This window comes from Brevundimonas sp. EAKA (genome assembly GCF_000698025.1).
Lineage (GTDB): Bacteria > Pseudomonadota > Alphaproteobacteria > Caulobacterales > Caulobacteraceae > Brevundimonas > Brevundimonas mediterranea_A.
The window spans coordinates 13,735-36,908 of the sequence record NZ_JMQR01000021.1 but is presented as its reverse complement, the minus strand read 5'-3'; the positions used below and the strand labels follow the sequence as shown (position 1 = coordinate 36,908).

The 23,174-nt window shown below is 67.2% G+C and carries 29 protein-coding genes and 1 riboswitch; of the genes, 23 read left to right on the top strand and 6 right to left on the bottom strand.

Annotated features, from left to right (window positions below; translation table 11 throughout):
* Together ER13_RS05040 and ER13_RS18320 are read left to right on the top strand one after the other, a co-directional pair.
* Window positions 1-1,429 (top strand): HAMP domain-containing sensor histidine kinase (locus tag ER13_RS05040; RefSeq protein WP_035307211.1); only part of this gene is annotated, 1,429 nt, incomplete at its 5' end.
* Between the two features lie 43 nt (window positions 1,430-1,472).
* Window positions 1,473-2,330, top strand: a complete 858-nt coding sequence (locus ER13_RS18320) for a hypothetical protein (protein WP_035307206.1) — start codon at window positions 1,473-1,475, stop codon at window positions 2,328-2,330.
* A gap of 6 nt (window positions 2,331-2,336) precedes the next feature.
* Here the strand turns inward: ER13_RS18320 and ER13_RS05030 are convergent, their stop codons facing one another.
* From ER13_RS05030 to ER13_RS05020, 3 genes are all read right to left on the bottom strand, one after another.
* Window positions 2,337-2,678: a VOC family protein gene (locus tag ER13_RS05030; RefSeq protein ID WP_035307204.1), complete on the bottom strand. Its 342-nt coding sequence runs from the start codon at window positions 2,676-2,678 to the stop codon at window positions 2,337-2,339.
* Window positions 2,679-2,946: 268 nt separating this feature from the next.
* Window positions 2,947-4,032, bottom strand: coding sequence for a chorismate synthase (gene aroC, locus ER13_RS05025; protein WP_035307202.1), 1,086 nt, complete (start codon window positions 4,030-4,032; stop codon window positions 2,947-2,949).
* 73 nt (window positions 4,033-4,105) lie between these two features.
* A complete protein-coding gene (locus tag ER13_RS05020; RefSeq protein WP_035307199.1) occupies window positions 4,106-4,840 on the bottom strand; it encodes a DnaJ C-terminal domain-containing protein in 735 nt (244 codons plus the stop codon).
* A gap of 178 nt (window positions 4,841-5,018) precedes the next feature.
* On the opposite strand from ER13_RS05020, the gene pdxH reads away from it, so the two are divergent.
* Window positions 5,019-5,693 (top strand): pyridoxamine 5'-phosphate oxidase, encoded by a 675-nt coding sequence (gene pdxH, locus ER13_RS05015; RefSeq protein ID WP_035307197.1) that lies wholly within the window; start codon window positions 5,019-5,021, stop codon window positions 5,691-5,693.
* A 77-nt stretch (window positions 5,694-5,770) separates the two neighbouring features.
* Window positions 5,771-7,366: a carboxylesterase/lipase family protein gene (locus ER13_RS05010; RefSeq protein ID WP_035307194.1), complete on the top strand. Its 1,596-nt coding sequence runs from the start codon at window positions 5,771-5,773 to the stop codon at window positions 7,364-7,366.
* Here ER13_RS05010 and ER13_RS05005 read toward each other — a convergent pair whose 3' ends face one another.
* Both ER13_RS05005 and ER13_RS18620 read right to left on the bottom strand, forming a co-directional pair.
* A complete protein-coding gene (locus tag ER13_RS05005; RefSeq protein ID WP_035307191.1) occupies window positions 7,367-8,422 on the bottom strand; it encodes a L,D-transpeptidase in 1,056 nt (351 codons plus the stop codon).
* A 46-nt stretch (window positions 8,423-8,468) separates the two neighbouring features.
* A complete protein-coding gene (locus tag ER13_RS18620; protein WP_008259259.1) occupies window positions 8,469-8,630 on the bottom strand; it encodes a hypothetical protein in 162 nt (53 codons plus the stop codon).
* Window positions 8,631-8,803: 173 nt separating this feature from the next.
* On the opposite strand from ER13_RS18620, the gene ER13_RS05000 reads away from it, so the two are divergent.
* From ER13_RS05000 to ER13_RS04990, 3 genes are all read left to right on the top strand, one after another.
* Window positions 8,804-9,961 carry a GNAT family N-acetyltransferase gene (locus ER13_RS05000; protein WP_035307188.1) on the top strand — a complete coding sequence of 386 codons (1,158 nt, stop codon included), beginning with the start codon at window positions 8,804-8,806 and terminating at the stop codon, window positions 9,959-9,961.
* Window positions 9,962-9,971: 10 nt separating this feature from the next.
* Window positions 9,972-10,886 (top strand): transcriptional regulator, encoded by a 915-nt coding sequence (locus ER13_RS04995; protein WP_035307184.1) that lies wholly within the window; start codon window positions 9,972-9,974, stop codon window positions 10,884-10,886.
* Between the two features lie 84 nt (window positions 10,887-10,970).
* The gene (locus tag ER13_RS04990) at window positions 10,971-11,861 is read left to right on the top strand and encodes a DUF2807 domain-containing protein (RefSeq protein WP_008264255.1); all 891 of its coding nucleotides are present in this window, start codon (window positions 10,971-10,973) and stop codon (window positions 11,859-11,861) included.
* Window positions 11,862-12,001: 140 nt separating this feature from the next.
* Here ER13_RS04990 and ER13_RS04985 read toward each other — a convergent pair whose 3' ends face one another.
* On the bottom strand, window positions 12,002-12,757 hold the full coding sequence (locus ER13_RS04985) for a porin (protein ID WP_035307181.1): 756 nt from the start codon (window positions 12,755-12,757) through the stop codon (window positions 12,002-12,004).
* 263 nt (window positions 12,758-13,020) lie between these two features.
* Window positions 13,021-13,213, top strand: a riboswitch (cobalamin riboswitch).
* A gap of 106 nt (window positions 13,214-13,319) precedes the next feature.
* Here ER13_RS04985 and metE point away from each other — a divergent pair.
* The 16 genes from metE (at window position 13,320) to rplE (ending at window position 23,166) form a co-directional block, all read left to right on the top strand.
* Window positions 13,320-15,677 (top strand): 5-methyltetrahydropteroyltriglutamate--homocysteine S-methyltransferase, encoded by a 2,358-nt coding sequence (gene metE / locus ER13_RS04980; RefSeq protein ID WP_035307178.1) that lies wholly within the window; start codon window positions 13,320-13,322, stop codon window positions 15,675-15,677.
* Window positions 15,674-16,441, top strand: a complete 768-nt coding sequence (locus tag ER13_RS04975) for an acyl-CoA thioesterase (RefSeq protein WP_035307175.1) — start codon at window positions 15,674-15,676, stop codon at window positions 16,439-16,441. The genes metE and ER13_RS04975 overlap by 4 nt, the downstream gene beginning before the upstream one ends.
* Before the next feature lie 296 nt (window positions 16,442-16,737).
* Window positions 16,738-17,043: a 30S ribosomal protein S10 gene (rpsJ, locus tag ER13_RS04970; RefSeq protein ID WP_003164367.1), complete on the top strand. Its 306-nt coding sequence runs from the start codon at window positions 16,738-16,740 to the stop codon at window positions 17,041-17,043.
* Window positions 17,044-17,064: 21 nt separating this feature from the next.
* Window positions 17,065-17,814 (top strand): 50S ribosomal protein L3, encoded by a 750-nt coding sequence (gene rplC / locus ER13_RS04965; protein WP_008259444.1) that lies wholly within the window; start codon window positions 17,065-17,067, stop codon window positions 17,812-17,814.
* The gene (gene rplD, locus ER13_RS04960; protein WP_035307172.1) at window positions 17,814-18,452 is read left to right on the top strand and encodes a 50S ribosomal protein L4; all 639 of its coding nucleotides are present in this window, start codon (window positions 17,814-17,816) and stop codon (window positions 18,450-18,452) included. The genes rplC and rplD overlap by 1 nt, the downstream gene beginning before the upstream one ends.
* A complete protein-coding gene (locus ER13_RS04955) occupies window positions 18,452-18,754 on the top strand; it encodes a 50S ribosomal protein L23 (RefSeq protein ID WP_008260292.1) in 303 nt (100 codons plus the stop codon). Before rplD ends, ER13_RS04955 begins: the two co-directional genes overlap by 1 nt.
* A gap of 4 nt (window positions 18,755-18,758) precedes the next feature.
* Window positions 18,759-19,595, top strand: a complete 837-nt coding sequence (rplB, locus tag ER13_RS04950; protein WP_008259904.1) for a 50S ribosomal protein L2 — start codon at window positions 18,759-18,761, stop codon at window positions 19,593-19,595.
* 2 nt (window positions 19,596-19,597) lie between these two features.
* Complete coding sequence (rpsS, locus tag ER13_RS04945; protein ID WP_008262211.1) at window positions 19,598-19,876, top strand: 30S ribosomal protein S19; 279 nt, start codon at window positions 19,598-19,600, stop codon at window positions 19,874-19,876.
* A gap of 3 nt (window positions 19,877-19,879) precedes the next feature.
* On the top strand, window positions 19,880-20,260 hold the full coding sequence (gene rplV, locus ER13_RS04940) for a 50S ribosomal protein L22 (RefSeq protein ID WP_008262904.1): 381 nt from the start codon (window positions 19,880-19,882) through the stop codon (window positions 20,258-20,260).
* Entirely contained in the window at window positions 20,260-21,015 is a 756-nt protein-coding gene (rpsC, locus tag ER13_RS04935; protein WP_008264251.1) for a 30S ribosomal protein S3, read from the top strand. The genes rplV and rpsC overlap by 1 nt, the downstream gene beginning before the upstream one ends.
* A gap of 3 nt (window positions 21,016-21,018) precedes the next feature.
* Window positions 21,019-21,459: a 50S ribosomal protein L16 gene (rplP, locus tag ER13_RS04930; protein ID WP_008259917.1), complete on the top strand. Its 441-nt coding sequence runs from the start codon at window positions 21,019-21,021 to the stop codon at window positions 21,457-21,459.
* A complete protein-coding gene (gene rpmC / locus ER13_RS04925) occupies window positions 21,459-21,656 on the top strand; it encodes a 50S ribosomal protein L29 (protein ID WP_008263673.1) in 198 nt (65 codons plus the stop codon). The genes rplP and rpmC overlap by 1 nt, the downstream gene beginning before the upstream one ends.
* A 10-nt stretch (window positions 21,657-21,666) precedes the next feature.
* On the top strand, window positions 21,667-21,909 hold the full coding sequence (rpsQ, locus tag ER13_RS04920) for a 30S ribosomal protein S17 (RefSeq protein WP_008262472.1): 243 nt from the start codon (window positions 21,667-21,669) through the stop codon (window positions 21,907-21,909).
* 18 nt (window positions 21,910-21,927) lie between these two features.
* The gene (gene rplN / locus ER13_RS04915) at window positions 21,928-22,296 is read left to right on the top strand and encodes a 50S ribosomal protein L14 (RefSeq protein ID WP_003164378.1); all 369 of its coding nucleotides are present in this window, start codon (window positions 21,928-21,930) and stop codon (window positions 22,294-22,296) included.
* 1 nt (window position 22,297) lies between these two features.
* Window positions 22,298-22,606 carry a 50S ribosomal protein L24 gene (gene rplX / locus ER13_RS04910; RefSeq protein WP_008263379.1) on the top strand — a complete coding sequence of 103 codons (309 nt, stop codon included), beginning with the start codon at window positions 22,298-22,300 and terminating at the stop codon, window positions 22,604-22,606.
* Window positions 22,606-23,166, top strand: coding sequence for a 50S ribosomal protein L5 (gene rplE, locus ER13_RS04905; protein ID WP_008262588.1), 561 nt, complete (start codon window positions 22,606-22,608; stop codon window positions 23,164-23,166). Before rplX ends, rplE begins: the two co-directional genes overlap by 1 nt.
* Window positions 23,167-23,174 lie beyond the last annotated feature (8 nt).

Genomic DNA, 23,174 nt, shown 5'->3' with positions numbered 1-23,174 from the left:
GCGTCACGACGTGGCCTTCGCCACCGTTCTGATGATCAGCATCCTGATCGGCGAGTTGATCGCCGGCTACAAGCCCATGCTGTCCCTGCTGTTCGCCCTGGCGAACATGGTGGAGATCATCGGGGCGGTTCTTCTGGCGCGCCGCTTCGCCCCGACGCTGAACGTGTCCAGCCTGAACGGCGTGGCGCGGTTTCTCATTTGCACCGCGGCTCTCGCGCCGATCCCGGCGGGCGTGTTCGCGTCGATCGCCTTGGCGCCGTTCGGTTCGGGCGACGTGCTGGAGACGTTTCAGACCTGGTGGTTCGGTCATGCGCTGGGCTTGGCCGTCATAGGCACGCTCGGCTTGTCTCTGACCTGGTCCACCCTGGCCCGTCTCACCCGCCCCGGCGCGCTGTTGGAGGCCGGCCTGTTGCTGGCGGGCGTGCTGGCTGTCCAGTTCTTCGGCCTGACCGGCCGTGCTGAGATCGGTGTGGCGATGATCCCCTTGTTGCTCGGGGTCGCGGTCCGACTCGGCGTCGCGGGCACGGCCTTCAGCCTGCTGGTCGTCACCCTGCTGTCGGTCGGGGGCGCCATGCTCGGCTACGGTCCCCATATCGAGACCCTGAGCCGGTCGGAACAGGTTCTGGCGGCCCAGCTCCAGGTTCTGGTCGGCTATATGCCGATCCTGCTGGTCGCGGCTCTTCTGGAGGAGCGCGACCGTCTGTCCGAACGGGCGCGATCCGGGCAGGTCCGGGCGGAGCGAGCCTCGGAGGCCAAGTCGCGCCTGCTCGCCAATGTGGCGCATGAGATCAAGAGCCCGGTCGCCGGCGTGATCGGCATCGGCAATCTGTGGTCGACCGGCCAGCTCGGGCCTGTCACGCCCCAGCAGACGGAAATGGCGGACGTGCTGGTCAAGACCGCGCGCCAGGTGGAGGCGCTGGCCCACGACCTGCTCGATGTGGCGCGAGCCGAGTCCGGCGCGGTCAAGGTCGATCTGCGGCCGACCGATATTCCCGGCCTGCTGGAAGACGTCAGGCGCGCGGCCATGCTCAGGTCGGAAGCCCAGTCGGTGGATGTGCAGGTGGTCTGCGAGGGCGACGGTCTGGTCGCGGTGGCCGATTCCCAGCGACTGGCGCAGGTGATCGACAATCTGACCAGCAACGCCCTCAAATACGGCGGCTCGGGCGGGCGGGTGATTCTGCGGGCGCTTCGTGCGGCCCAGCATATCCGCATCGAGGTGGTCGATTTCGGCCCGGGCCTGTCCTCGCAGAAGCAATCGCAGCTGTTCGAGCCCTTCAATCGTCTGGGACTGGAGCGATCCAGCGTGGAGGGCCACGGCGTCGGTCTGGCCATCGCCAAACGACTGGTCGAACTGCAGGGCGGCGCCATCGGCGTGATCTCGAGCCCCGGCGAGGGCGCGACCTTCTGGGTGAATCTGCCGCACGCCTGACCGCACGCTTGCGGTTCCTTCGGCGCCGGGTAATGGTCCGGCCATGGTCGTCATCGCTCTCGCCGTCGCTCTTGTGTCCGGGCAGGACACGTCCACGCCGCGCTCGGCCTCGGATCTGACGCGCGATCTCAACAGCGGACCGCCGTTCGCGACCTCCGCCCCGACCTCGGCTCCTGTTTCGGCCCCCGCGCAGGTCGCCCCTGCGCCTGCGCCTGCGCCCGTCCGGGTGGAGCCGGCCCCGCAGTCCAGACCAGCGCCCCAGCCCTCGACCTTGACCCGCGACCTGAACAGCGCGCCGGCCTCGACCGCCCGGCCCGTGACGCCCGGGGCCCAGACGCCTGTTGCCCAGACGCCCGCCGCCCAAACGCCTGCTGCCCAGAGGCCCGCTGCCCAGAGGCCGGTTACGCCGCCGCCTGCGCAGACCCCTGTCCGGTCTCCATCGACCGCCCCCGTCGTCCAGCGCCCCACCGCCGCGCCGACGCCTGCGCCGGTTCAGGCCAGTCCCGTGCGGCCCGCGCCTGCGCCGCCCGTCGGGCCTCAAGGATTGGACGCTGCGGCCATGGCCGCCTTGCCGTTCACGCTGGATCTGCCGTCCGGAACCGTGCTGACCCAGTCGCGCGCCGGCGCCGACGCCCGAATCTACGCCGTCCGTCGCGGGGACACGGTTCTGGTCATGATCTACGCGGGGCCGGCGTCGCAGTTTCCCATCTATGACGGCCAGATGATCCAGGCCGGCGGACGGGCCTCCATCGTCGTGACCGAGGGCGGACGCCGCCTGGCCATCGAGCATCTGTTTCAGCGTGCGACCGCGCCGCTGGAAATCCACGTCTGGGTGGCGTCGCCGGACGGCGCCGACCGCGAACAGGGCGAACGGATCGCCCAGTCGGTCGACGCCCGCTAGGCGATCTCAGTTTTCGGACCAGACCGCCATTTCGGTTCCCGCCGGATCGGCGAAGTGGAACCGTCGGCCGCCGGGAAAGGCGTAGATCGGCTTCAGGATCACGCCGCCCGCCGCCTGGACCTTGGCCTGCATGGCTTCCAGATCGTGGGCGTAAAGGATGGGCAGGGGCGTCTTCGTCCGCTCGGCTTGGTCGGCGTCGAACCCTCCATCCAGTCCCTGGTCGAAGGCGGCGTAGGTCGGGCCGTAGTCGACGAAGGTCCAGCCGAAGGCCCGGCTGTAGAACTCCTTGGTTTCGGGCAGCCTGGCGGCGGGCAGTTCGAGGTAGTCCAGTTTTCCGTCTTCACGCACGGGTGATCTCCTGGGGTGCGGCGCCACCGACGAACCTCTCTTGCACGCCACCCGGATGTGCGCAAACCTGCAAACGGTTCGCAGTTGCAGGAGTCGCCGATGATCGTGATGACGACGGGTCTAACCGGCCTGATGGCTCTGATGCGACAGGATGAGAAGACGGCCGCACGAACGGAAGAGCGCGCGCCTGTCCGCCCGACAGTGGTTTCGGACGGTCAAAAGCTGCGCGCCCGACCAGGCTGATCGACCCGCCCTCAGTCCTTGGCCGTCAGCCCACCTGGGCGCGGTGGCGCAGCAGGGCGTCGGCCAGGACGCAGGCGGCCATGGCCTCGACCACCGGCACGGCGCGAAGGGCGACGCAGGGGTCGTGGCGGCCCTTGGTGCGAAGGTCGGTCTCCTCGCCGTCGCGGGTGATGGTCTGGCGCGGCGTCAGGATCGAGGAGGTGGGTTTGAACGCCACCCGCGCCGTCACCGGCTGCCCCGTCGATATGCCGCCCAGAACCCCGCCCGCATGGTTGGACAGGAAGACCGGCTGCTTGTTCAGGTCCAGCCGCATCTGGTCGGCGTTGTCCTCGCCCGACAGTTCAGCGGCTGCGAAGCCGGCGCCGATCTCGACGCCCTTGGCGGCGTTGATCGACATCAGGGCGGCGGCCAGTTCGGAATCCAGCTTGCCGTACAGGGGGGCGCCCCAGCCGGCCGGCACGCCTGTGACCTCCAGCGCGACCACGGCGCCGATGGACGACCCGGCCTTGCGGATATCGTCCAGATAGGCCTCCCACGCGGACACGACGGCGCGCGAGGCGACGAACAGGGGATTGTCGTGGACGGCGTCGAAATCGATGTCTTCGGGGGCGATCCTGTGCGGCCCGATCTGGACCACGCCGGCGCGGATCTTCACGCCGTCGCCCAGCACCTTGCGCGCCACGGCGCCCGCCGCCACCCGGCTGGCGGTTTCCCGCGCCGAGGACCGTCCGCCGCCGCGCGGATCACGAACCCCGTATTTGGTCTGATAGGTGAAGTCGGCGTGGCCCGGCCGATAGGCGCGGGCGATCTCGCCATAGTCCTTGGACCGCTGGTCCTCGTTCTGGATCAGGATCGAGATGGGCGTGCCGGTGGTCACCGGGCCTTCGCCGTCGTCGAACACGCCCGACAGGATCTGGGCCGTATCGCTCTCGCGCCTCTGGGTCACGAAGCGCGAACCCCCGGGCTTGCGCTGATCCAGCCAGGGCTGAAGATCGGCCTCGGTCAGCGGGATCAGCGGCGGACAGCCGTCCACGACGCAGCCGATAGCCGGCCCATGGCTCTCGCCCCAGGTGGTCACGCGAAACAGATGGCCGAAGGTGTTGTGCGACATGGCCGACCCTAATGGTCGAGGACGGCGGCCAGGTCCAGTGTCCGGGCAGCGTTCTGCTGCTAGGCGAGACCTGTCAGGCCGCCAGACGCTCCGGCGCCCAGGCGCGGGTGAACCGGGCTAGCATATCCTCGGCGGCCGAGGGCGCCTCTGACGACGGGGTCAGGGTCACGAACAGATGGCCCGCAGGATGGGGACCGCGCGCCGGCAGGCCCATGTCCTTGAACCGCACCCGCGCCGGGGCCGCCATCTCGGGCGTGATCCAGGCCGAGCGGGCGCCCGCATGGGTTTCGATCTCGACCCGGCCGCCTTCGTCCAGCAGGCGCGAGGGGGTGGGCCAGGACATGAACAGGTCGTCGCCCATGACCGAAAGCCCGTCCTCGGGCCGGATCAGCACCGCCAGATACAGGTCCGAACCGTCCGTCGCGCCGCCGCGCAGCCGCAGATGCTCGCCCGTGCGCAGGCCTGCCGGGACGGCGACCCGAACCGTGCGCGCGTCCAGCCTCAGTTCGACCCGCGCGCCGGCCAGGGCCTGCATCGGGCTGAGCCCCAGCACCGGCCGCGGCGCGGGGCGTTCGACGGGCGCCGCCAGGCTGGGACGGGCAGGGGCGTGGGCCTGGATCAGGCGGTAGGCGGCGATCACCCGCCGGAACCGTTCGGCGTCTCCGCCGGCCTGGTCCGGACGCGCCGCCTTCACCGATGCACGGAAGGCGGTTTTGAGGGCGGCGGCGTCGGTCGCGCCGTGCAGACCCAGGATCGACAGGGCTTCGCGAACGGCGGCGGCGTCGGAGGTGGAACGGATGGCGCTCATTCCCGTACCGTTCGCGCCTTAGGGTCAATGCCGGGTTAACTTAACTTTTCGGGCTACCGCGCTTCGCGCCCCTTGAGGCCATTCATGTCGGGCTACCGCGCCTCGCGCGACTGGAGCCCGGGGGGCCGTTTTGATCCCGATCATTTCCACCGCCTCTGTCCCGCGCTAAGTCAGGCACATGACCCCCCCCGTGATCCCGCCCAGCCCGTCGCGCGAAGAGTACGCGCGCGACTATGCCGCCGCCCTTGCCGCCAATGGCGACGAGACGATCTTTGACCGGGTCGAGCCCATCGGCCTGTTCGTCGAATGGCTGGCCGAGGCGGGGGCGCACGAGGTCAATGATTCCAACGCCATGACCCTGTCTACGGTGGACGCCGACGGCATGCCCGACGCCCGGATCGTCCTGCTGAAGGATGTGGATGGGCGCGGCTTCACCTTCTATTCGAACCGCGAGAGCGCCAAGGGTCTGGAGCTGGACGCCCGTCCGGTGGCCGCCCTGACCTTCCACTGGAAGTCGTTGCGGCGTCAGGTGCGGGTGCGCGGCCAGGTGCAGCCGGTCAGCAAGGAAGAGGCCGACGCCTATTTCGCCAGCCGCGCCCGCGAGAGCCGGGTCGGGGCCTGGGCCTCGGACCAGTCTCGTCCGCTGGACACGCGTGCGACGCTGGAAGGCGCCGTGGCGCGCGAGACCGCCCGGTTCGAAGGCGACGAGGTGCCGCGCCCCGAACGCTGGACCGGCTGGCGTGTGACGCCGCAAAGCGTCGAATTCTGGCGCGACCGTCCATTCCGTCTGCATGACCGGCTGCGCTTCACGCGCGACGGCGACGCCTGGAGCCGCGAACGCCTCTGGCCTTGATGTCGCGGCCGTTCGGCGCGAACGAAACGCTCTGGCTTCGGCCGCGTTAAGCTCGCTCGTCTCGGCCAAGGGTCTTCATGCGTTTTCTGTCGCTTCTGTTTGCGTCCCTGCTGCTTGCGGCCTGCGCCACCCATCCCGGCAAGGTCGATCATGTCCGGTTCGCCAGCGACGCCCGGTCCGTGCTGGCGACGACCCAGGCCGGGACGGTGCGCGGCGTTCAGGGCGCGGGGGTTCGCGCCTTTCTGGGCGTGCCCTTCGCCCGTCCGCCGGTCGGCGATCTACGCTGGCGCGCGCCGCAGCCGATCCAGGCCTGGGCCGGCGTGCGCGATGCGACCCGGCCGGGATCGGACTGCACCCAGGCCATTGGGCGCAAGGCCATTCTGGGCGGGGGCGGCGGCCTCGTCGTGGGGGGCGAGGACTGTCTGTATCTGAACATCTATATGCCCGCCGGAGACGCCGCCGAGCTGCGGCCGGTGATGGTCTATATCCCCGGGGGCGCCTTCACTGTGGGCTCGGGCGTCAACTATGATCCGTCGAAACTGGCCGCCGATCAGGATCGGGTGGTCGTCACCCTGAACTACCGCCTGGGCGCCCTGGGCTGGCTGGCCCATCCGAAATTCCAGGCGGAAAGCGAAGGCTTCGGCGGCAATTTCGGCCTGATGGACCAGCAGGCGGCCCTGCAATGGGTGAATCGGAACATCGCGGCCTTCGGCGGCGATCCGGCCAATGTGACCCTGTTCGCCGAGAGCGCAGGGGCATGGACGGCCTGCTACCTGATGGCCTCGCCCAAATCCGAGGGTCTGTACCAGCGGGTCATCATGCAAAGCGGCGGATGTCTGGAGCCGTCGTCCCTGGTCAGCGCGGAGGAGGCGGCCAGGACCGGGGCGAAGTTTGCGGAAAACCTGGGGTGTGGCGGCTCCGATCAGATCGACTGTCTGAAGGCCCTGCCGGCCTGGCGGTTGGCGCGCGCGCCGTCCCTGCGGGCGGGGATCAATGGGCCTGGATCCTGGGGACCGGTTCATACCGACGCGACCGTGCCGGAAAACCCGGCCCTGGCGATCCATGAGGGCCGCTTCACCCGCGTGCCGGTCATCGTCGGCACGAACCTGGACGAGGGGCGGCTGTTCGCCAACGAGGTCAAGGATATGGATCGCTACCAGAAGGAGACGATCTGGATGTACGGCGATGTCGGCCCGCGCGTGCTGGACCGTTATCCGGTCGGTCCTGAGGGGCCGGCCTACGCCATCGCTGCGAACTTCACCGACCAGAGGTTCGCCTGTCCGTCCCAGGCCCTGCGCCGTCAGTTGTCCCGGTATGTGCCGGTCTGGGGCTATGAGTTCGCGGATCGCGGCGCGCCCTTCGTCCTGCCGGACTGGCTGGTCGGCCTCGACCTGGGCGCCTATCACGCCAGCGAACTGGCCTATGTGTTCGGGACCAGTTGGGTCTTCACCGATGTGAAGCGGTTCACACCCCGACAGAAGGCCCTGTCCGACCGGATGCAGAGGTTGTGGGCCGGTTTCGGCCAGGGCGACTTCGGCCCCGAATGGCCCCGCGTCGGGGGTGCGGGGCCGGTGCGGGTGTTCACGGCCCAGGGCGACCGACTGGATAAGGACTTCTTCGGCCGCCACCACTGCGACTTCTGGGACGGAACGCCTTTCGGCGCGGTTCAGTAGTCAGACGAACCGCACGGTCACGCCGGGCTTGACCTTGTCGGCCAGCATCCAGGCGTCCCAGTTGGTCAGGCGGACGCAGCCGTGCGAGGCGGTCTTGCCGACCAGATGCGGGTCGGGCGTGCCGTGGATGCCGTAGCTGGGCTTGTTCAGATCGATCCAGACCACCCCGACCGGATTGTTCGGTCCCGGCTGAACCACGACCTTTCGGCTCCCTTCGCCAAAGCTCAACTTGGACGGGTCGTAGGTATAGTTCGGATTGCGGGCGACGCCGTTGACCTTGACCGTCCCGGTGGGCGTCGGATTGTCGCCGCTGCCGATGGTGGCCGGGAAATAGGCGATCAGCTTGCCATCGGCGGCGAACGCCTTGACCGAGCCTTCGGCCTTGTCGACGTCGATATGGTCCACCTCGGCGGGCAGGGACGTGGTGTTCACCGCCGGAACCAGCAGGGGCTGACCGACACGGTTGAAGTCTGCGCCCGGATTCATCGCCCTCAGCAGGCCCTCGGTCACGTGGAAACGTTCGGCCAGGGCTTCGACGATATTGGCGTAGCCCATGGCGGCCGCCTCGCCCTGGGCTTCCAGATCAGTCGGAACCACGCCGATATAGGGGCCGGCCACGTCCTCCTTGGTGATCCGATAGGTCGAGGTCACGGCGCCGATCCCCACGGCGCGAAGCCGGCCCATGATGTCGGCGTCCAGTTCGCCGGTGACGGGCAGACCCTGCGCCTCCTGAAAGGCCGAGATCGCCTGACGCATGTTCGAGCCGGCCAGTCCGTCGATGGCGCCGGGCGAAAACCGCGCCCGTTCCAGCAAAATCTGGGCGCGGATCAGGGCCGGTTCCGGTTGAGCCGGATTTTCCGCCGTCGTCGGGGGCGCGTCGGGCGCAGGGGGCGAATAGGCGCTGTTCTCGATGGCGTCGCGCGACAGGGGCCCTGACTGCCCGACTTCGGCGGCGGGGGACGTCGCCGCATCTCGGTCATTGTCGGCGGGCGGGGAACAGGCGGCCAGGGTCAGGACGGCGAGACTGGAGGCGAGGCAGGCGAAACGGCGGTTCATTCGGGAGCTTTCGGAGGCGACAGACAAGGGCGTGGTGGCGTCGGGTTCAGTTCTCTTCGCCCGTCGCAGGATCGGTCGCGGTCTCGCCCGAGTTGCTGGAGCCTTCCGAGCCCTTGGGTTCGGTCGCGGGGCGCGGCGGTTCGCCGTCGTGGTCCGGACGCAGGTTTTCGTTCTCTACGTTGCGATTGTCGGGGCGTGCGTCTGTCATGGGGGGCTCCTGGCGGAGCAGGCCTCCGCAGGATGGCAACGCGCGCGGGGCGGCGGGGCTCCCGGCTGTGGCGATATCACCCCGTTCACCATGACGATGAACCATACCGAAACGGGCCATGGCGCATGGTTTCTGGAATGGACCTTGCTCCCAAGGGTCGCATGAGGACGCGCATGGCCGAAACGCTGCAGGTCGAGATCATGAGCGCGGAGGCGATGGACGCCGCCGCGATCGCCCTGTGGCGCGACTGGACGACGACCAATCCGGCCTTGACCAGTCCCTATTTCCGCTGGGACTATACGCAGATCGCCGCCCGCGTCTGTCCGGGCGCGGCCGTGGCCGTGTTTCGGCGCGGCGGGCGGATCGTCGGCTTCTTCCCGCATCAGAAACGCGGCGGATCGGCGCAGCCGCTGGGTGCGCCGATGAACGACTATCATGGCGTGATCGCCGCCGAGGGCGAGACCATCACGCTGGAACAGGTGGCGCACCTGCTTCATGCACGCCGGTTGAACGTCCCCGGCTGGATCGGCGCGGCCGAGACCGGCCAGGCGCGTGAGACCGTTCAGGTCGCCATGCCGGACGCCGGCTTCGACGCCTGGTACGCCGAACGTCGCGTGACCTTCGGTAAATATTTCAAGGACAAGGAACGGGCCCGTCGCAGCCTGGAGGCCGAGCTGGGCCCCGTTCGGGTCGAACGCGGTCTGCACGACCCCGCCCTGCTGGACCAGTTGATCGATCTGAAGGCGGCCCAGTATCGCCGCTCGGGCCTGCACGACATTTTCGCCTGTGGCTGGACGCGCGACCTGCTCCACGCCCTGATGGCGGATCCCCGGCCGGACTTCGGGGCCTCGATGGCGGCCATGCATGCGGGGGACAAGCTGGTGGCGATCGAGTTCTCGCTACACGCTGGTCGGCATTATCATTTCTGGTTCCCGGTCTATGAGCCCAGCCTGGCGCGTTGCTCGCCGGGGATACTGCTGAGCATGGACACGATGCGGCTGGCCTCGGCCGAGGGTTTCCGGGTCTTCGACTTCGGGTTCGAGGGCGAGAGCTACAAGAAGTATTTCGTCAACGCCCGGCAGACGGTGCGCGAGGCGGTGGTGATGCGGCCCGGCCTGACCCAGGCCCTGGGCGACGCGGCGGTGGGGGTGCTGGACAAGGCGGGCGGCCGGGGCGAGGCGCTGCGGGCGTCGCTGCGCCGTCGCTGGTCCACCATCGAGGCCTGCGAGGCCTCGCCGGTCGGGCGGCTGCGCGGCGCGGCCGTCGCGGTTCGGTCCGCCGTCAGCAAGGCCGCCGCCCGCAAGAAGACGGCGCGCGTCGCCCATGTCTGAGGATAGGATCATGAGCGGCCGCCGCACCCGCTACCCCGGCCCCATCGCGGAGGCCAAGACCCATCCGCACAGCCTGGTGGAACAGGGCTTCGCCGAGGATACGGCCCTGGCCGCCGTGCTGGACCGCTATCCGGCCGAATTGTTCGACATCAATCTGTACGACTACGACGACGCGGGCCAGGTCAGCTTGCGCACCGGCGCGCGGGGGCGGCTGTCGGGCGAGGATCTCCTGGAGGCGATCAAACAGGGCCGGCTCTGGGTCAATCTGCGCGGGGTCGAGACGGCCTGGCCCGAATTGTGGGCGGCGGCGATGAAGGATTTCGCCGCGATCCAGGCGACCTATCCGGGCCTGCGGGCGGTGCGGAACGCGGGCCAGCTGATCCTGTCCTCGCCCAAGGCGCGGGTGCCCTATCATTTCGATGCGGCGGGGGTGGTTCTGTTCCACCTGCGCGGGCGCAAGCGGCTGTTCGTCTATCCGGGCGACGAGCGGCATCTGCCCGAGCGCAGCATGGAACAGGTCGTTGCGCGCCAGACGACGGAGGAACTGCCCTATGATCTGGCGTTCGAGAACGACGCCCAGATCATGGATCTGGAGCCCGGCCGCGCCCTGACCTGGCCCCTGTACGCGCCGCATCGTGTGGAGAACCTGGACCGGTTCTGCGTCAGCCTGTCGATGGATTTCCAGACCTGGCCGTCGCGGTTCAGAAACGGCGCACTGTTCACCAACGCCGTGATCCGCAGCCGGGGCGGCGAGCCGCGCCTCACCGACGGCATGGCGGCGCCGGAACTGGCGGCGCGCTGGGTGGCGTCGCTGGCTTTGAAACGAGCCGGGGCGATGAAGAGCCGGATCGCGACCTTCGAGCGCGACTTCCAGCCCGAGGTCGGGGTTGCGGACGGCGCGGGCGCCTTGAACGCCACCCGTTAATTCGAGTTCATGACCTCGAGTTAAAATGACTCGCGGGTCGCCAGCGCGCACCTTTTCCTCATATCCGGGAAAGGGAACGCCTCCATGAAAACCGCTCTGATCGCCGCCGCCGCCGTCGCCGCCCTGACGGGGTTGGCCGCCGCCGCGCCCGCATCGGCCGGCGAAGTCGAGATCCGCAACGCCGTGGCGCGCGTGGTCGTCATCGTCGAGGACCGCCAGGACATCGCCGTCGAGGTGACGCAGGGCCGGTCACGGCTGCCGGCCGTACAGGTGCGGCGCAACGGCCGTGACGTGGAGATCGACGGCGGGCTTCGCCGCAATGGCCTCTGGGGTCGTGGCGACGGCATACGCAACTGCAACTCGGGCCGCGCAGACGCAGCCCAGCCCGGCCAGGGCGCGACGGTCGAGGTGCGCGATCTGGGCCGCATCCGGCTGGAGGACGCGCCCCTGATCATCCTGCGCACGCCGCGGAACGTGGATGTCAGCGCCGGCGGCGCCGTATTCGGCGCCGTGGGACGCGGCGCGCGCTCGGTCGAACTGGACAGCGGCGGCTGCGGCGGCTGGACCATCGCCAATGTGGACGGCGACCTTGAGCTGGGCGTCGGCGGTTCGGGGTCGATCCGCGCCGGGACGTCGCGGACGCTGGACGCCAGCGTCGGCGGTTCAGGCTCGGTTTCGGCCGGCGGCACGGGCGACCTCAAGGTCGCCGTCGGCGGCTCGGGCAATGTGGAGGTCGCCAGCGCCAATGGTCAGGGCGACATCTCCATCGGCGGCTCGGGCGGGGTGAACGTCCGCCAGGGTCGGTTGGACAAGCTGTCGGTCGCCATCGGCGGGTCCGGGGACGTCCGCTACGGCGGAACGACCCGCGACCTCAGCGTCGCCATCGCCGGCTCGGGGAACGTCCGCGTCGCCGCCGCCACAGGCTCTGTGTCCCGCACCGTCGTCGGATCAGGGACGCTTCATATCGGGCGTTAAGACCCGTATCTCGCCGCGAGAGGAAAGGCCCCCGGTCGTGGAACCCTGGGGGCCTTTTTCGTGCGTCGATCCGGACATGAAAAAAGCCCCGGCGGATCGCTCCGCCGTGGCTCTTCTCATCCCGTGAGGGAGGCCGTTGCTTACAGGCCGCCCAGGACGCTCGTGATCGACGAGACGTTCAGGCCGGCGCCGGCGCGGTCACGCGCTTGCAGACCGCCGCCGAAGCTGTAGCGCAGGCCCAGCGACCAGGTGTCGACGTCGATCGAGTCGACGTCGGCGCGGTTGTAGGCGGCGCCGACCGAGAACGGGGTGTTCTCGATTTCGTACTCGGCGCCCACGCCATAGGTCCAGGCGTCCACGTCGCCGCCGGCCACGTCGACGTTGTTGTAGCTGACGCCGGCGTTCAGGCGCAGGTTCGGCATGACGTAGAAGGCGGCGTCGCCGCCGACGGTCCAGATGTCGGCGTCGCTGTCGTCGGACGTGGTGTAGGCGACCAGGCCGGTCAGGGTCGCGTTGGACAGGTACTTCTGGGCTTCGGCGCCGACGGTCCAGACGGGATCGTTGCCCGAACCGATGTCGTTGGCGGCGACGAAGGCGCCGGCGCGGACGTCCGAGGTCCACATCTTGGTCAGGTGGGCGGCGGCGACGCCGGTGACGACTTCTTCACCGAAGGCCTTGGTGTAGTCGACGGCGCCGTTCAGGGTCACGGTCCAGTCGGCGGCCGGCAGGGCGACGGTGCCGTCCACGGTCCAGACGTCGGCGTCGACGTCATCGCCGGCGACTTCGACCGACGGGTTGGAGTAGGTCACGCCGACCGAACCGATGGCGTTCTGGGCGAAGGCCGGGGCGGCGAACAGGGTGGCGGCGGCGGCCGAGGCGAGGAGGATCGTCTTCATTTTCTTTTGTCCTTAGCAGTCTGTGCCCGGGTGGAGGCCCGGGGAGGGCGGCTGCTACCAGCCGGCGCGAGAAGCTGAGCAATAAACCGTCGTTACATAAGTGTCTTGAAACTGACATGTGGCTCATCCGCCACGCCTTGTGGTCGAAATGTGTCACGCGCGCGCGTTTCCTGCGGCAAGGGGTTAACGGGCCGCAATCATATAATCATATAAGGATATCCTTATATGTATTGACGGCTGCGCTTCATTGCTGTCATGTGCCCGGGTCGTGGTCTGCACGCGGTCTTCGGGGCGCGTGGAGCTAAGAGGGAAGCCGGTGTGAAACCGGCGCTGCCCCCGCAACTGTAAGCGGCGAGTCGAGGGTCCATCTCGTGTCACTGGCGTTCGCGCCGGGAAGGCCGGATCCGAGGCGTCGACCCGTGAGCCAGGAGACCTGCCCCGACAGATAACGTCCTCCGGCGGGGTGTCCGGTCAGGCCGCATGCGCGCCGCCGGACCCTTGTTCGCGTCGGCGTCCGCGCGACCCTGTCCGAAGCCTGGCCATAATACAGGTTTCGAACGTCATGACCCGCCACACTGTCCTGGTCGCCACCCTCGGCTTTCCCCGCATCGGCCCCAAGCGCGAGTTGAAGACCGCGCTTGAGGCCTATTGGGCCGGCAAGATCGACGGGGACGCCCTGCTGTCCACCGCCGCCGAGCTGCGCGCCCTCACCTGGGCCCGCCAGCGCGATCTGGGCGCCGACATCGTGCCGTCGAACGACTTCTCTCTTTATGACCAGGTGCTGGACCTGACCGCCATGGTCGGGGCCGTGCCCGCCGCCTATGGCTGGAGCGGGGATCGGGTCGATCTGGCGACCTATTTCGCCATGGCCAGAGGGTCTGGGGCGCCGGGGTCTCGCGGCGGCGACAGTCCGGTCTGCGAACACGGTCATGTCCACGGCGGCGGTGAGGGCGCGCCGGCGATGGAGATGACCAAATGGTTCGACACCAACTACCATTATCTCGCGCCTGAGTTCACGGCGGATCAGGTCTTCCGGCTGGGCTCGACCAAGGCGCTGGACGAGTATCTGGAAGCCAGGGGGCAGGGGATCGACACCCGGCCGGTGCTGCTGGGGCCGGTCAGCTATCTGCTGCTGGGCAAGACGCGCGGGGCCGACTTCGACGTCCTCAGCCTGCTGCCTCGGCTGCTGCCGGTCTATGCCGAGGTGCTGCGGTCGCTGGCGCGTGCGGGCGCGACCTGGGTGCAGATGGACGAACCCTGCCTGGTCACGGACCTGAGCGACGAGGCCAAGGCCGCCTATGATCACGCCTATCGCGTGCTGGCCGATGTGACGCCGCCGATCAAGCTGATGCTGACCCCCTATTTCGGCGCGCTGGGCGACAATCTGCATACGGCGTTGAAGCTGCCGGTGCATGGCCTGCATCTCGACCTGATCCGCGCCCCGGAGCAACTGGCCCCGGTCGCTTCGGACATGCGTCCCGATCAGGTGTTGTCGCTGGGCGTCATCGACGGCCGCAATGTGTGGAAGGCCGATCTGAACGCCGTATTGGACCGGGTCGAGCCCCTGGTCGCCTCGGGCCGCCGGGTGGTGCTGGCGCCGTCCTGCTCGCTGCTCCACACCCCCATCGATCTGGAGCGTGAGATCGCCCTGGAGCCGGAGATCAGGAACTGGCTGGCCTTCGCCGTGCAGAAGGTGGCCGAACTGGCGACCCTGGCCCGCGCCCTGAACCAGGACCGCGATGCGGTGAAGGCCGAACTGGACGCCTCGACCGCCGCCGTCGCCTCGCGCCGCACCTCGCCGCGCATCAATGATCCGAAGGTCCAGGCGCGCGCCGCCGACGCCGACCCCGCCCTGTCGACCCGCACCTCCAGCTTCGAGATCCGGCGCACGGTGCAGCAGCGGCGGCTGAACCTGCCCGCCTATCCGACCACCACCATCGGCTCCTTCCCTCAGACGGCCGAGGTTCGAAAGGCGCGCGCCGATCACGGCAAGGGCGTCATCGACGACGCCGCCTACGCCGCCTTCCTGCGCGAAGAGACGGCGCGCACGGTGAAATGGCAGGAAGACCTGGGTCTGGACGTGCTGGTCCACGGCGAGTTCGAACGCAACGACATGGTCCAGTATTTCGGGGAACAGCTGTCCGGCTTCGTCTTCACCAAGGCCGCCTGGGTCCAGTCCTATGGCTCGCGCTGCGTGCGGCCGCCGATCATCTATGGCGACGTGTCGCGGCCCAGACCGATGACGGTGGAATGGTGGCGTTACGCCCAGGGCCTGACCGATCGGCCGATGAAGGGGATGCTGACCGGCCCGGTGACGATCCTGAACTGGTCCTTCGTGCGCGACGACCAGCCGCGCAGCGAGACCTGCCGCCAGATCGCCTTCGCCATCCGTGACGAGGTGATCGATCTGGAAACCGCGGGCGCCGTCGTGATCCAGATCGACGAGGCGGCCCTGCGCGAGGGCCTGCCCCTGCGCCGCGCCGACTGGGCGGCCTATCTGGACTGGGCGGTCGAGTGTTTCCGCATCACCGCATCGGGCGTGCGGGACGAGACCCAGATCCACACCCACATGTGCTATTCCGAGTTCAACGACATCATCCAGTCCATCGGGGCCATGGACGCCGACGTCATCTCCATCGAGACCTCGCGGTCCAGGATGGAGTTGCTCGACGCCTTCTCCGACTATCGCTATCCGGCCGAGATCGGACCGGGCGTCTATGACATCCACTCGCCGCGCGTGCCGTCTGTGGACGAGATGGCGGCCCTGCTGACGGCGGCGGCGGGCAAGCTGCCGGCGGACCGGCTGTGGGTGAACCCGGACTGCGGCCTGAAGACCCGCGGTTGGGCCGAGACCGAGGCGGCGCTGACCAATATGGTCTCGGCCGCGAAGGCCGCGCGCCTGGAGGCCGTAGGGGGATGAGCGTCACGCTTATAGACATGGTGTTCCCTGGCGACGCCAACCACCACGGCACATTGTTCGGCGGCGTCGGTCTGGCGCACCTGGACAAGGTCGCCTTCCTGGCCGCCGCGCGTCATGCGCGGCGGCACACGGTCACGGCGGGCTGCGAGCGGATCGACTTCGCCGCACCCGCCCGGATCGGTGAAATGGTCGAGGCGACGGGGCGGGTGGTTCGCGTGGGCCGCACCTCCATGGGGGTCGAGGTCGAACTGTGGGCCGAGGCGCCGGTCAGCGGCGAGCGCCGCCTGTGTACGCGCGGCGTGTTCAACATGGTGGCGCCCCGCGAAGCGGGGCAGGGCGACCTGCCGCCGGTTCCGGACAAGCGGGCGGAGCGGGGGGACGGCTGGCTGCGGACGGCGGAGATGGTCTTCCCGACCTGGACCAACCACTATGGCACCCTCTACGGCGGCGACGCACTGAAGCTGATGGGCAAGGCCGCCTTCATCCGCGCCACCCGACGGGCCAGGGGCGTCATGGTCATGGCGGCGTCGAACCGCATCGACTTCTCGTCGCCTATAAGAGAAGGAGACATGATCGAACTGGCGTCGCGCGTCACGCGGGTCGGCCGCTCCTCCGTCACTATAGAGGTGGAGCTGTGGGCCGAGGCGCTGTTGACCGGCGAACGACGGCGGTCGGCCGTGGCCGAATTCGTCATGGTGGCGGTCGATGAGGCGGGGCGATCTGCGCCGATTTCGACGCCTGCGGCGACGCTGGAACCGGCCTGACGGAATCCTGTCGCCGCCACGGTTTCGCCGCTTGACGAAAATGGAATCGGTAGGCATAAGCCCCACTCTTGTTGGACCGGCTGTGCATCCCCGGATGCAGACGCGGTTCGCAGGAACGACCTGAGACCCTGTTCTTTGCAGTGACCCAGGACTTTAGCGGCCTTCGCAGGCGACTGCGTGGGCCGATCGTTTTTGCGGATTTGCGTTCCCTGAGGGCTCTATGCCCGAAGGCCTTCGGTCTTTGAAATGGTTCACAGGGACGCGGTCCTCCGACCGCATTGGAAGTAAGCACCGATATGGATCAAAGCATCCGCATCAGGCTCAAGGCCTTTGATCACCGCGTCCTCGATTTCTCGACGCGCGAGATCGTCAATACAGCCAAGCGCACCGGCGCGACCGTTCGCGGTCCGATTCCGCTGCCGACCCTGATCGAGAAGTTCACCGTGAACCGCTCTCCGCACGTCGATAAGAAGTCGCGTGAGCAGTTTGAAATCCGCACGCACAAACGCGTGCTCGACATCGTCGACCCCACCCCGCAGACCGTGGACGCGCTCATGAAGCTCGACCTGTCCGCCGGTGTGGACGTCGAGATCAAGATTTAAAGTAGAAAGAGGCGGGATCCGATGCGCACGGGCGTGATCGCCAAGAAGCTGGGCATGACCCGCGTGTTCGCCGATGACGGCGCGCACGTACCGGTCACTGTGCTTCAGCTCGACGGCTGCCAGGTCGTCGGCCAACGTACCCAGGAGCGTGACGGTTACGTCGCTCTCCAACTGGGCGCTGGCACGAAGAAGGCCAAGAACACCAACAAGGCTCAACGCGAGACCTTCGCCAAGGCGGAAGTCGAACCGAAAGCCTATGTGACCGAGTTCCGCGTCGATGCGGAAGGTCTGCTGGATGTGGGCGCCGAACTTTCGGCTGAACACTTCGTTGTGGGTCAGAAGGTCGATATCCAGGGCGAGACCATTGGTAAGGGTTTCGCCGGCGCCATGAAGCGCTGGAACTTCGGCGGCCTGCGCGCCACGCACGGTGTTTCGCTGTCGCACCGTTCGCACGGTTCGACGGGTAACCGTCAGGACCCGGGTCGGACCTTCCCTGGCAAGAAGATGGCCGGTCACTACGGGGCCGAAACCGTCACCACCCAGAACCTGACCGTCGTCCGCGTGGACGCCGAGCGTGGCCTGATCCTGATCAAGGGCGCTGTCCCCGGTCATGACGGCAGCTACGTCAAGGTTCGTGACGCCATCAAGAAGGCTCGCCCGGCTGACGCTCCGTTCCCCGGTGCGCTGAAGTCGAGCAAGTCTGCTGCTCAACCCGCCTCGACCCCGGCTGAAGAAGCCCCCGTCGAAGCGACCGAAGGCGGTGAAGCGTAATGAAACTCTCTGTCATCCAACTCGACGGCAAGGCCGCTGGCGACGTGGAACTGTCGGACGCCGTCTTCGGCATCTCCGACATCCGCGGCGACATCCTGGCCCGCACCGTCAACTGGCAGCTGGCCAAGCGTCGCGCCGGCACGCACAAGGTTCAAACCCGCAACGAGAATTCTCGTACGGGCAAGAAGATGTACAAGCAAAAGGGCACCGGCGGCGCTCGTCACGGTTCGCGCCGTGCACCGCAGTTCGTCGGCGGTTCGCGCGCCTTTGGTCCGGTCGTTCGCGACCACGGCTTCTCGCTGCCGAAGAAGATCCGCGCGCTCGCTCTGCGTCACGCCCTGTCCTCCAAGGCGAAGTCCGGCGACCTGATCATCGTGGACACCGTCTCGGTCAAGGAAGCCAAGACCGCCTCGCTGCGCGAGACGCTCGGCAAGCTGGGCTGGACCAAGGCTCTCATCATCGCGGGTCCGGAAGTCGACACGAACTTCGGCCTGGCCGCACGCAACATCCCGCACATCGACGTGCTGCCGAACGCCGGCCTGAACGTCTATGACATCCTGCGGGCTGACAAGCTGGTGCTGACCAAGGCCGCTATCGAGGCGATCGAAGCCCGCTTCAGCGATAAGGAAGCCGCGTAATGGCCGCTCAACCTACCGCCAAGCACTACGACACCATCCTGGCTCCGGTGATCACCGAAAAGGCCACGATCCTGTCCGAGCAGAACAAGGTCGTCTTCCGCGTCGCCGACACGGCGACCAAGGACGAGATCGCCGCGGCGGTCGAAAGCCTGTTCAAAGTCAACGTCCTGAAGGTCAACACCCTGGTTCAAAAGGGCAAGACCAAGCGCTTCCGGGGTATCCTGGGTCGCCGGGTCGACATCAAAAAAGCGATCGTGACCCTGGCCGACGGCCAGTCGATCGACGTCACCACGGGGCTCTGATCAGATGGCCTTGAAACATTACAATCCGACCTCGCCGGGCCGTCGCGCCCTCGTGCTGGTCGACCGTTCGGAGCTCCACAAGGGCCGTCCGGAAAAGTCGCTGACCGAAGGCCTGACCAAGTCGGGCGGACGCGGGCAGGGCGGTCGCATCGCGGTCCGCTTCCGTGGCGGCGGCGCCAAGACCCTGTACCGCAAGATCGACTTCAAGCGTCGCAAGTGGGACATGGTCGGCACGGTCGAGCGTCTGGAATACGATCCGAACCGCACGGCCTTCATCGCCCTCGTGACCTACGAAGACGGCGAGAAGACCTACATCATCGCGCCGCAACGCCTTAAGGCCGGCGACACGGTGATCGCGGGCGAAAAGACCGACGTGAAGCCGGGCAACGCCATGCCGCTTCGTTCGATGCCGGTGGGTACGATCATCCACAACATCGAGATGAAGCCGGGCAAGGGCGCCCAGCTGGCTCGCTCGGCCGGCGCCTACGCCCAGCTGGTGGGTCGCGATCAGGGCTACGCCCAGATCCGTCTCGGCTCGGGCGAACTGCGCATGGTCCTGGACGGCTGCATCGCCACTGTGGGCGCGGTTTCGAACCCCGACCACATGAACCAGAACCTGGGCAAGGCCGGTCGCAAGCGTCACATGGGCTTCCGCCCGCACGTCCGCGGCGTCGCCATGAACCCGATCGACCACCCGCACGGTGGTGGTGAAGGCCGGACCTCTGGTGGTCGCACCCCCGTTACGCCGTGGGGTAAGGACACCAAGGGCACCCGTACCCGCAAGAACAAGGCTACGGACAAGTACATCATCCGTACCCGCCACGTTAAGAAGGCTCGCTAAGAATGGCCCGCTCCTCCTGGAAAGGCCCGTTTGTCGACGGGTATCTGCTCAAGAAGGCCGACGCCGTTCAAACGTCGGGCCGCAAGGACGTGATCAAGACCTGGTCGCGCCGCTCCACCATCCTGCCGCAGTTCGTCGGTCTGACGTTCGGCGTCCATAACGGTCAGAAGCATGTGCCCGTGTCGGTCTCGGAAGAGATGGTCGGCATGAAGCTCGGCGAGTTCGCCCCGACCCGGAACTTCCCGGGCCACGCGGCGGACAAGAAGGCCAAAAGGAAGTAACTGATGGCCCAGACCAAGAACATTCGTCGGGTCGCCCCGACCGAGGCCCGCGCCAAGCTGGTCAACGTGCGCATCAGCCCGCAAAAGCTGAACCTGGTCGCCGCATCGATCCGCGGCATGCCGGTTCAGAAGGCGCTGAACGAGCTGGAATTCAGCCGTAAGCGTATCGCGACCGACGTCCGCAAGGTCCTGTATTCGGCGATCTCGAACGCTGAGAACAACCACAACCTCGACATCGACAACCTGGTCGTCGCCGAGGCCTTCGTGGGCAAGAACCTGGTGATGAAGCGTTTCGCGAGCCGTGCTCGCGGCCGTTCGTCGCGCATCCTGAAACCGTTCAGCGAGATCACCATCGTGGTCCGTGAAGCCGGCGAGGCCGCCTGATGGGTCAGAAAATCAATCCGATCGGTCTGCGCCTCGGCGTGAACCGTACGTGGGACAGCCGTTGGTTCGCCGCCGGCGCCGACTATTCCCGCCTGCTGCACCAGGACCTGAAGCTGCGCGAGTGGCTGCGGGAACGTCTGGCCGCCGCCGGCGTGTCGCGCATCATCATCGAGCGCCCGCACAAGAAGTGCCGCATCACCATCTACGCCGCCCGTCCGGGCGTCGTGATCGGTAAGAAGGGCGCTGACATCGAGAAGCTCCGCAAGGACATCTCGGCCCAGACCGAAGGTGAAGTTCACCTGAACATCATCGAAGTCCGCAAGCCGGAAACCGATGCGCAGCTGATCGCCGAGAACATCGCCCAGCAGCTCGAGCGTCGCGTGGCCTTCCGCCGCGCCATGAAGCGCTCGATGCAGTCGGCCATGCGTCTGGGCGCCAAGGGCATCCGGATGAACGTCTCGGGTCGTCTGGGCGGTGCGGAAATCGCGCGGATGGAATGGTATCGCGAAGGTCGCGTGCCGCTTCACACCCTGCGCGCCGACATCGACTACGGCTTCTACGAAGCCAAGACGACCTACGGCATCATCGGCGTGAAGGTCTGGGTGTTTAAGGGTGAAGTGCTCGAGCACGATCCGATGGCCCAGGACAAGCGTTGGGCCCAGGAAGCGTCGGGTCCGTCCTCGAACGAAGGCCGCGAACGCGGCGGCCCCCGTGGCGACCGCGGTCCGCGTCGCGACCGGGGACGTGAGAACTAAGTCATGTTGCAACCGAAGAAGACCAAGTACCGCAAGGCCTTCAAGGGCCGCATCCACGGCTCGGCCAAGGGCGGCTTCTCGCTGAACTTCGGGTCGTACGGCCTGAAGACGCTGGAGCCGGAACGCATCACTGCGCGTCAGATCGAAGCGGCTCGCCGCGCGATCACCCGCCAGATGAAGCGCCAGGGCCGCGTCTGGATCCGCGTCTTCCCCGACCTGCCCGTCACGGGCAAGCCGGCCGAAGTCCGGATGGGTAAGGGCAAGGGCGCCGTGGACCACTGGGCCGCGCGTTGCCACCCCGGCCGCATCCTGTTTGAAATCGACGGCGTGACGGACGAAGTGGCCCGTGAAGCGCTCCGTCTCGGCGCCGCCAAGCTGCCGGTCCGCACCAAGGTCGTGACCCGTATCGACGCCGGCGTCGCCCATGTCGAGGTAGCCGCCTAATGACCAAGATCGCCGATCTGCGGTCGCAAACGACCGACCAACTGTCCGACGAGCTGCTGAAGCTCAAGAAGGAACAGTTCAACCTGCGTTTCCAGGCGGCCACCGGCCAAATGGAAAAAACCCACCGCGTGGGTGAAGTGCGCAAAGACATCGCCCGCATCTCGACGCTTCTGCGCGAGAAGCGTGCGGCCTCGTAAGGAAACGAATATGCCCAAGCGAATTCTCGAAGGCGTGGTCGTGTCCGACAAGGGCGAAAAGACCGTCGTCGTGAAGGTGGAGCGCACGCTGCTTCACCCTGTTCTGAAGAAGATCGTTCGTCTTTCGAAGAAGTATCACGCGCACGACGAAGCCAACGCGCTCAAAGTCGGCGACATCGCTCGCATCGTCGAGTGCGCCCCGAAGTCCAAGTTGAAGCGCTGGGAAGTCCTTTCCAACGCCTCCGCCTCGTAATCAGAAGGATCTGATCTTATGATCCAGATGCAAACTAACCTGGAAGTGGCCGATAATTCGGGCGCCCGCCGGGTCATGTGCATCAAGGTGTTGGGCGGCTCCAAGCGCCGCTACGCCTCGATCGGCGACACAATCGTCGCCTCCGTGAAGGAAGCCATCCCGCGTGGCCGCGTGAAGAAGGGCGACGTTGTTCGCGCCATCGTCGTGCGCACCGCCAAGGACATCCAACGCAAGGACGGCTCGGTCATCCGTTTTGACAAGTCGGCCGCCGTCATCGTCAACAAGCAGAACGAGCCTGTCGGCACGCGGATCTTCGGCCCGGTTCCCCGCGAACTGCGCGCCAAGAACCACATGAAGATCATCTCGCTGGCTCCGGAGGTCCTGTAACATGGCCGCCAAGATCAAAAAGGGCGACCGCGTCGTCGTCCTCACCGGCAAGGACAAGGGCCGCACGGGCAACGTGCTGAAGGTCCTGCCCACCGAAAACCGCGTCCTGGTTGAAGGCGTCAACATGGTTCAGCGCCACACGCGCCCGAGCCAGGCTGACCCGCAGGGCGGCATCAAGAACAAGGAAGCCTCGCTTCACCTGTCGAACGTCGCGATCGCCGACGCCAACGGCAAGGCGACCCGCGTCGGCTTCAAGATCGATGGGGACACCAAGGTCCGCATCGCCAAGACGACGGGAGACGTCATCTGATGGCTACCGAGAAGTACACCCCGCGCCTCAAGGGCGAGTACCAGGCGCGCATCCGCCAGGTGCTGAAGGAAAAGTTCGGCTACACGAACGAAATGCAGGTGCCCAAGCTGGACAAGATCGTCCTGAACATGGGCATCGGCGAAGCCGTCGCGGACTCCAAGAAGGCGAACGCCGCCCTCAAGGATCTGACGGCCATCGCCGGTCAGAAGGCCGTCGCCACCAAGGCCCGTAACTCCATCGCCGGCTTCAAGCTGCGCGAGGGCATGGTCATCGGCGGCAAGGTCACCCTGCGCGGCGACCAGATGTACGAGTTCCTGGACCGGTTCATCACGATCGCGCTGCCGCGCGTGAAGGATTTCCGTGGTCTGAAGGGCACGTCGTTTGACGGTCGCGGCAACTACGCCACCGGTCTGAAGGAACACATCGTGTTCCCGGAAATCAACTACGACCAGATCGACCAGATGTGGGGCATGGACATCATCGTCTGCACCACGGCCAAGACCGATGAGGAAGCCAAGGCTCTCCTCACCGAGTTCAAGTTCCCGTTCGTGAAGAACTGAGCGGGAAG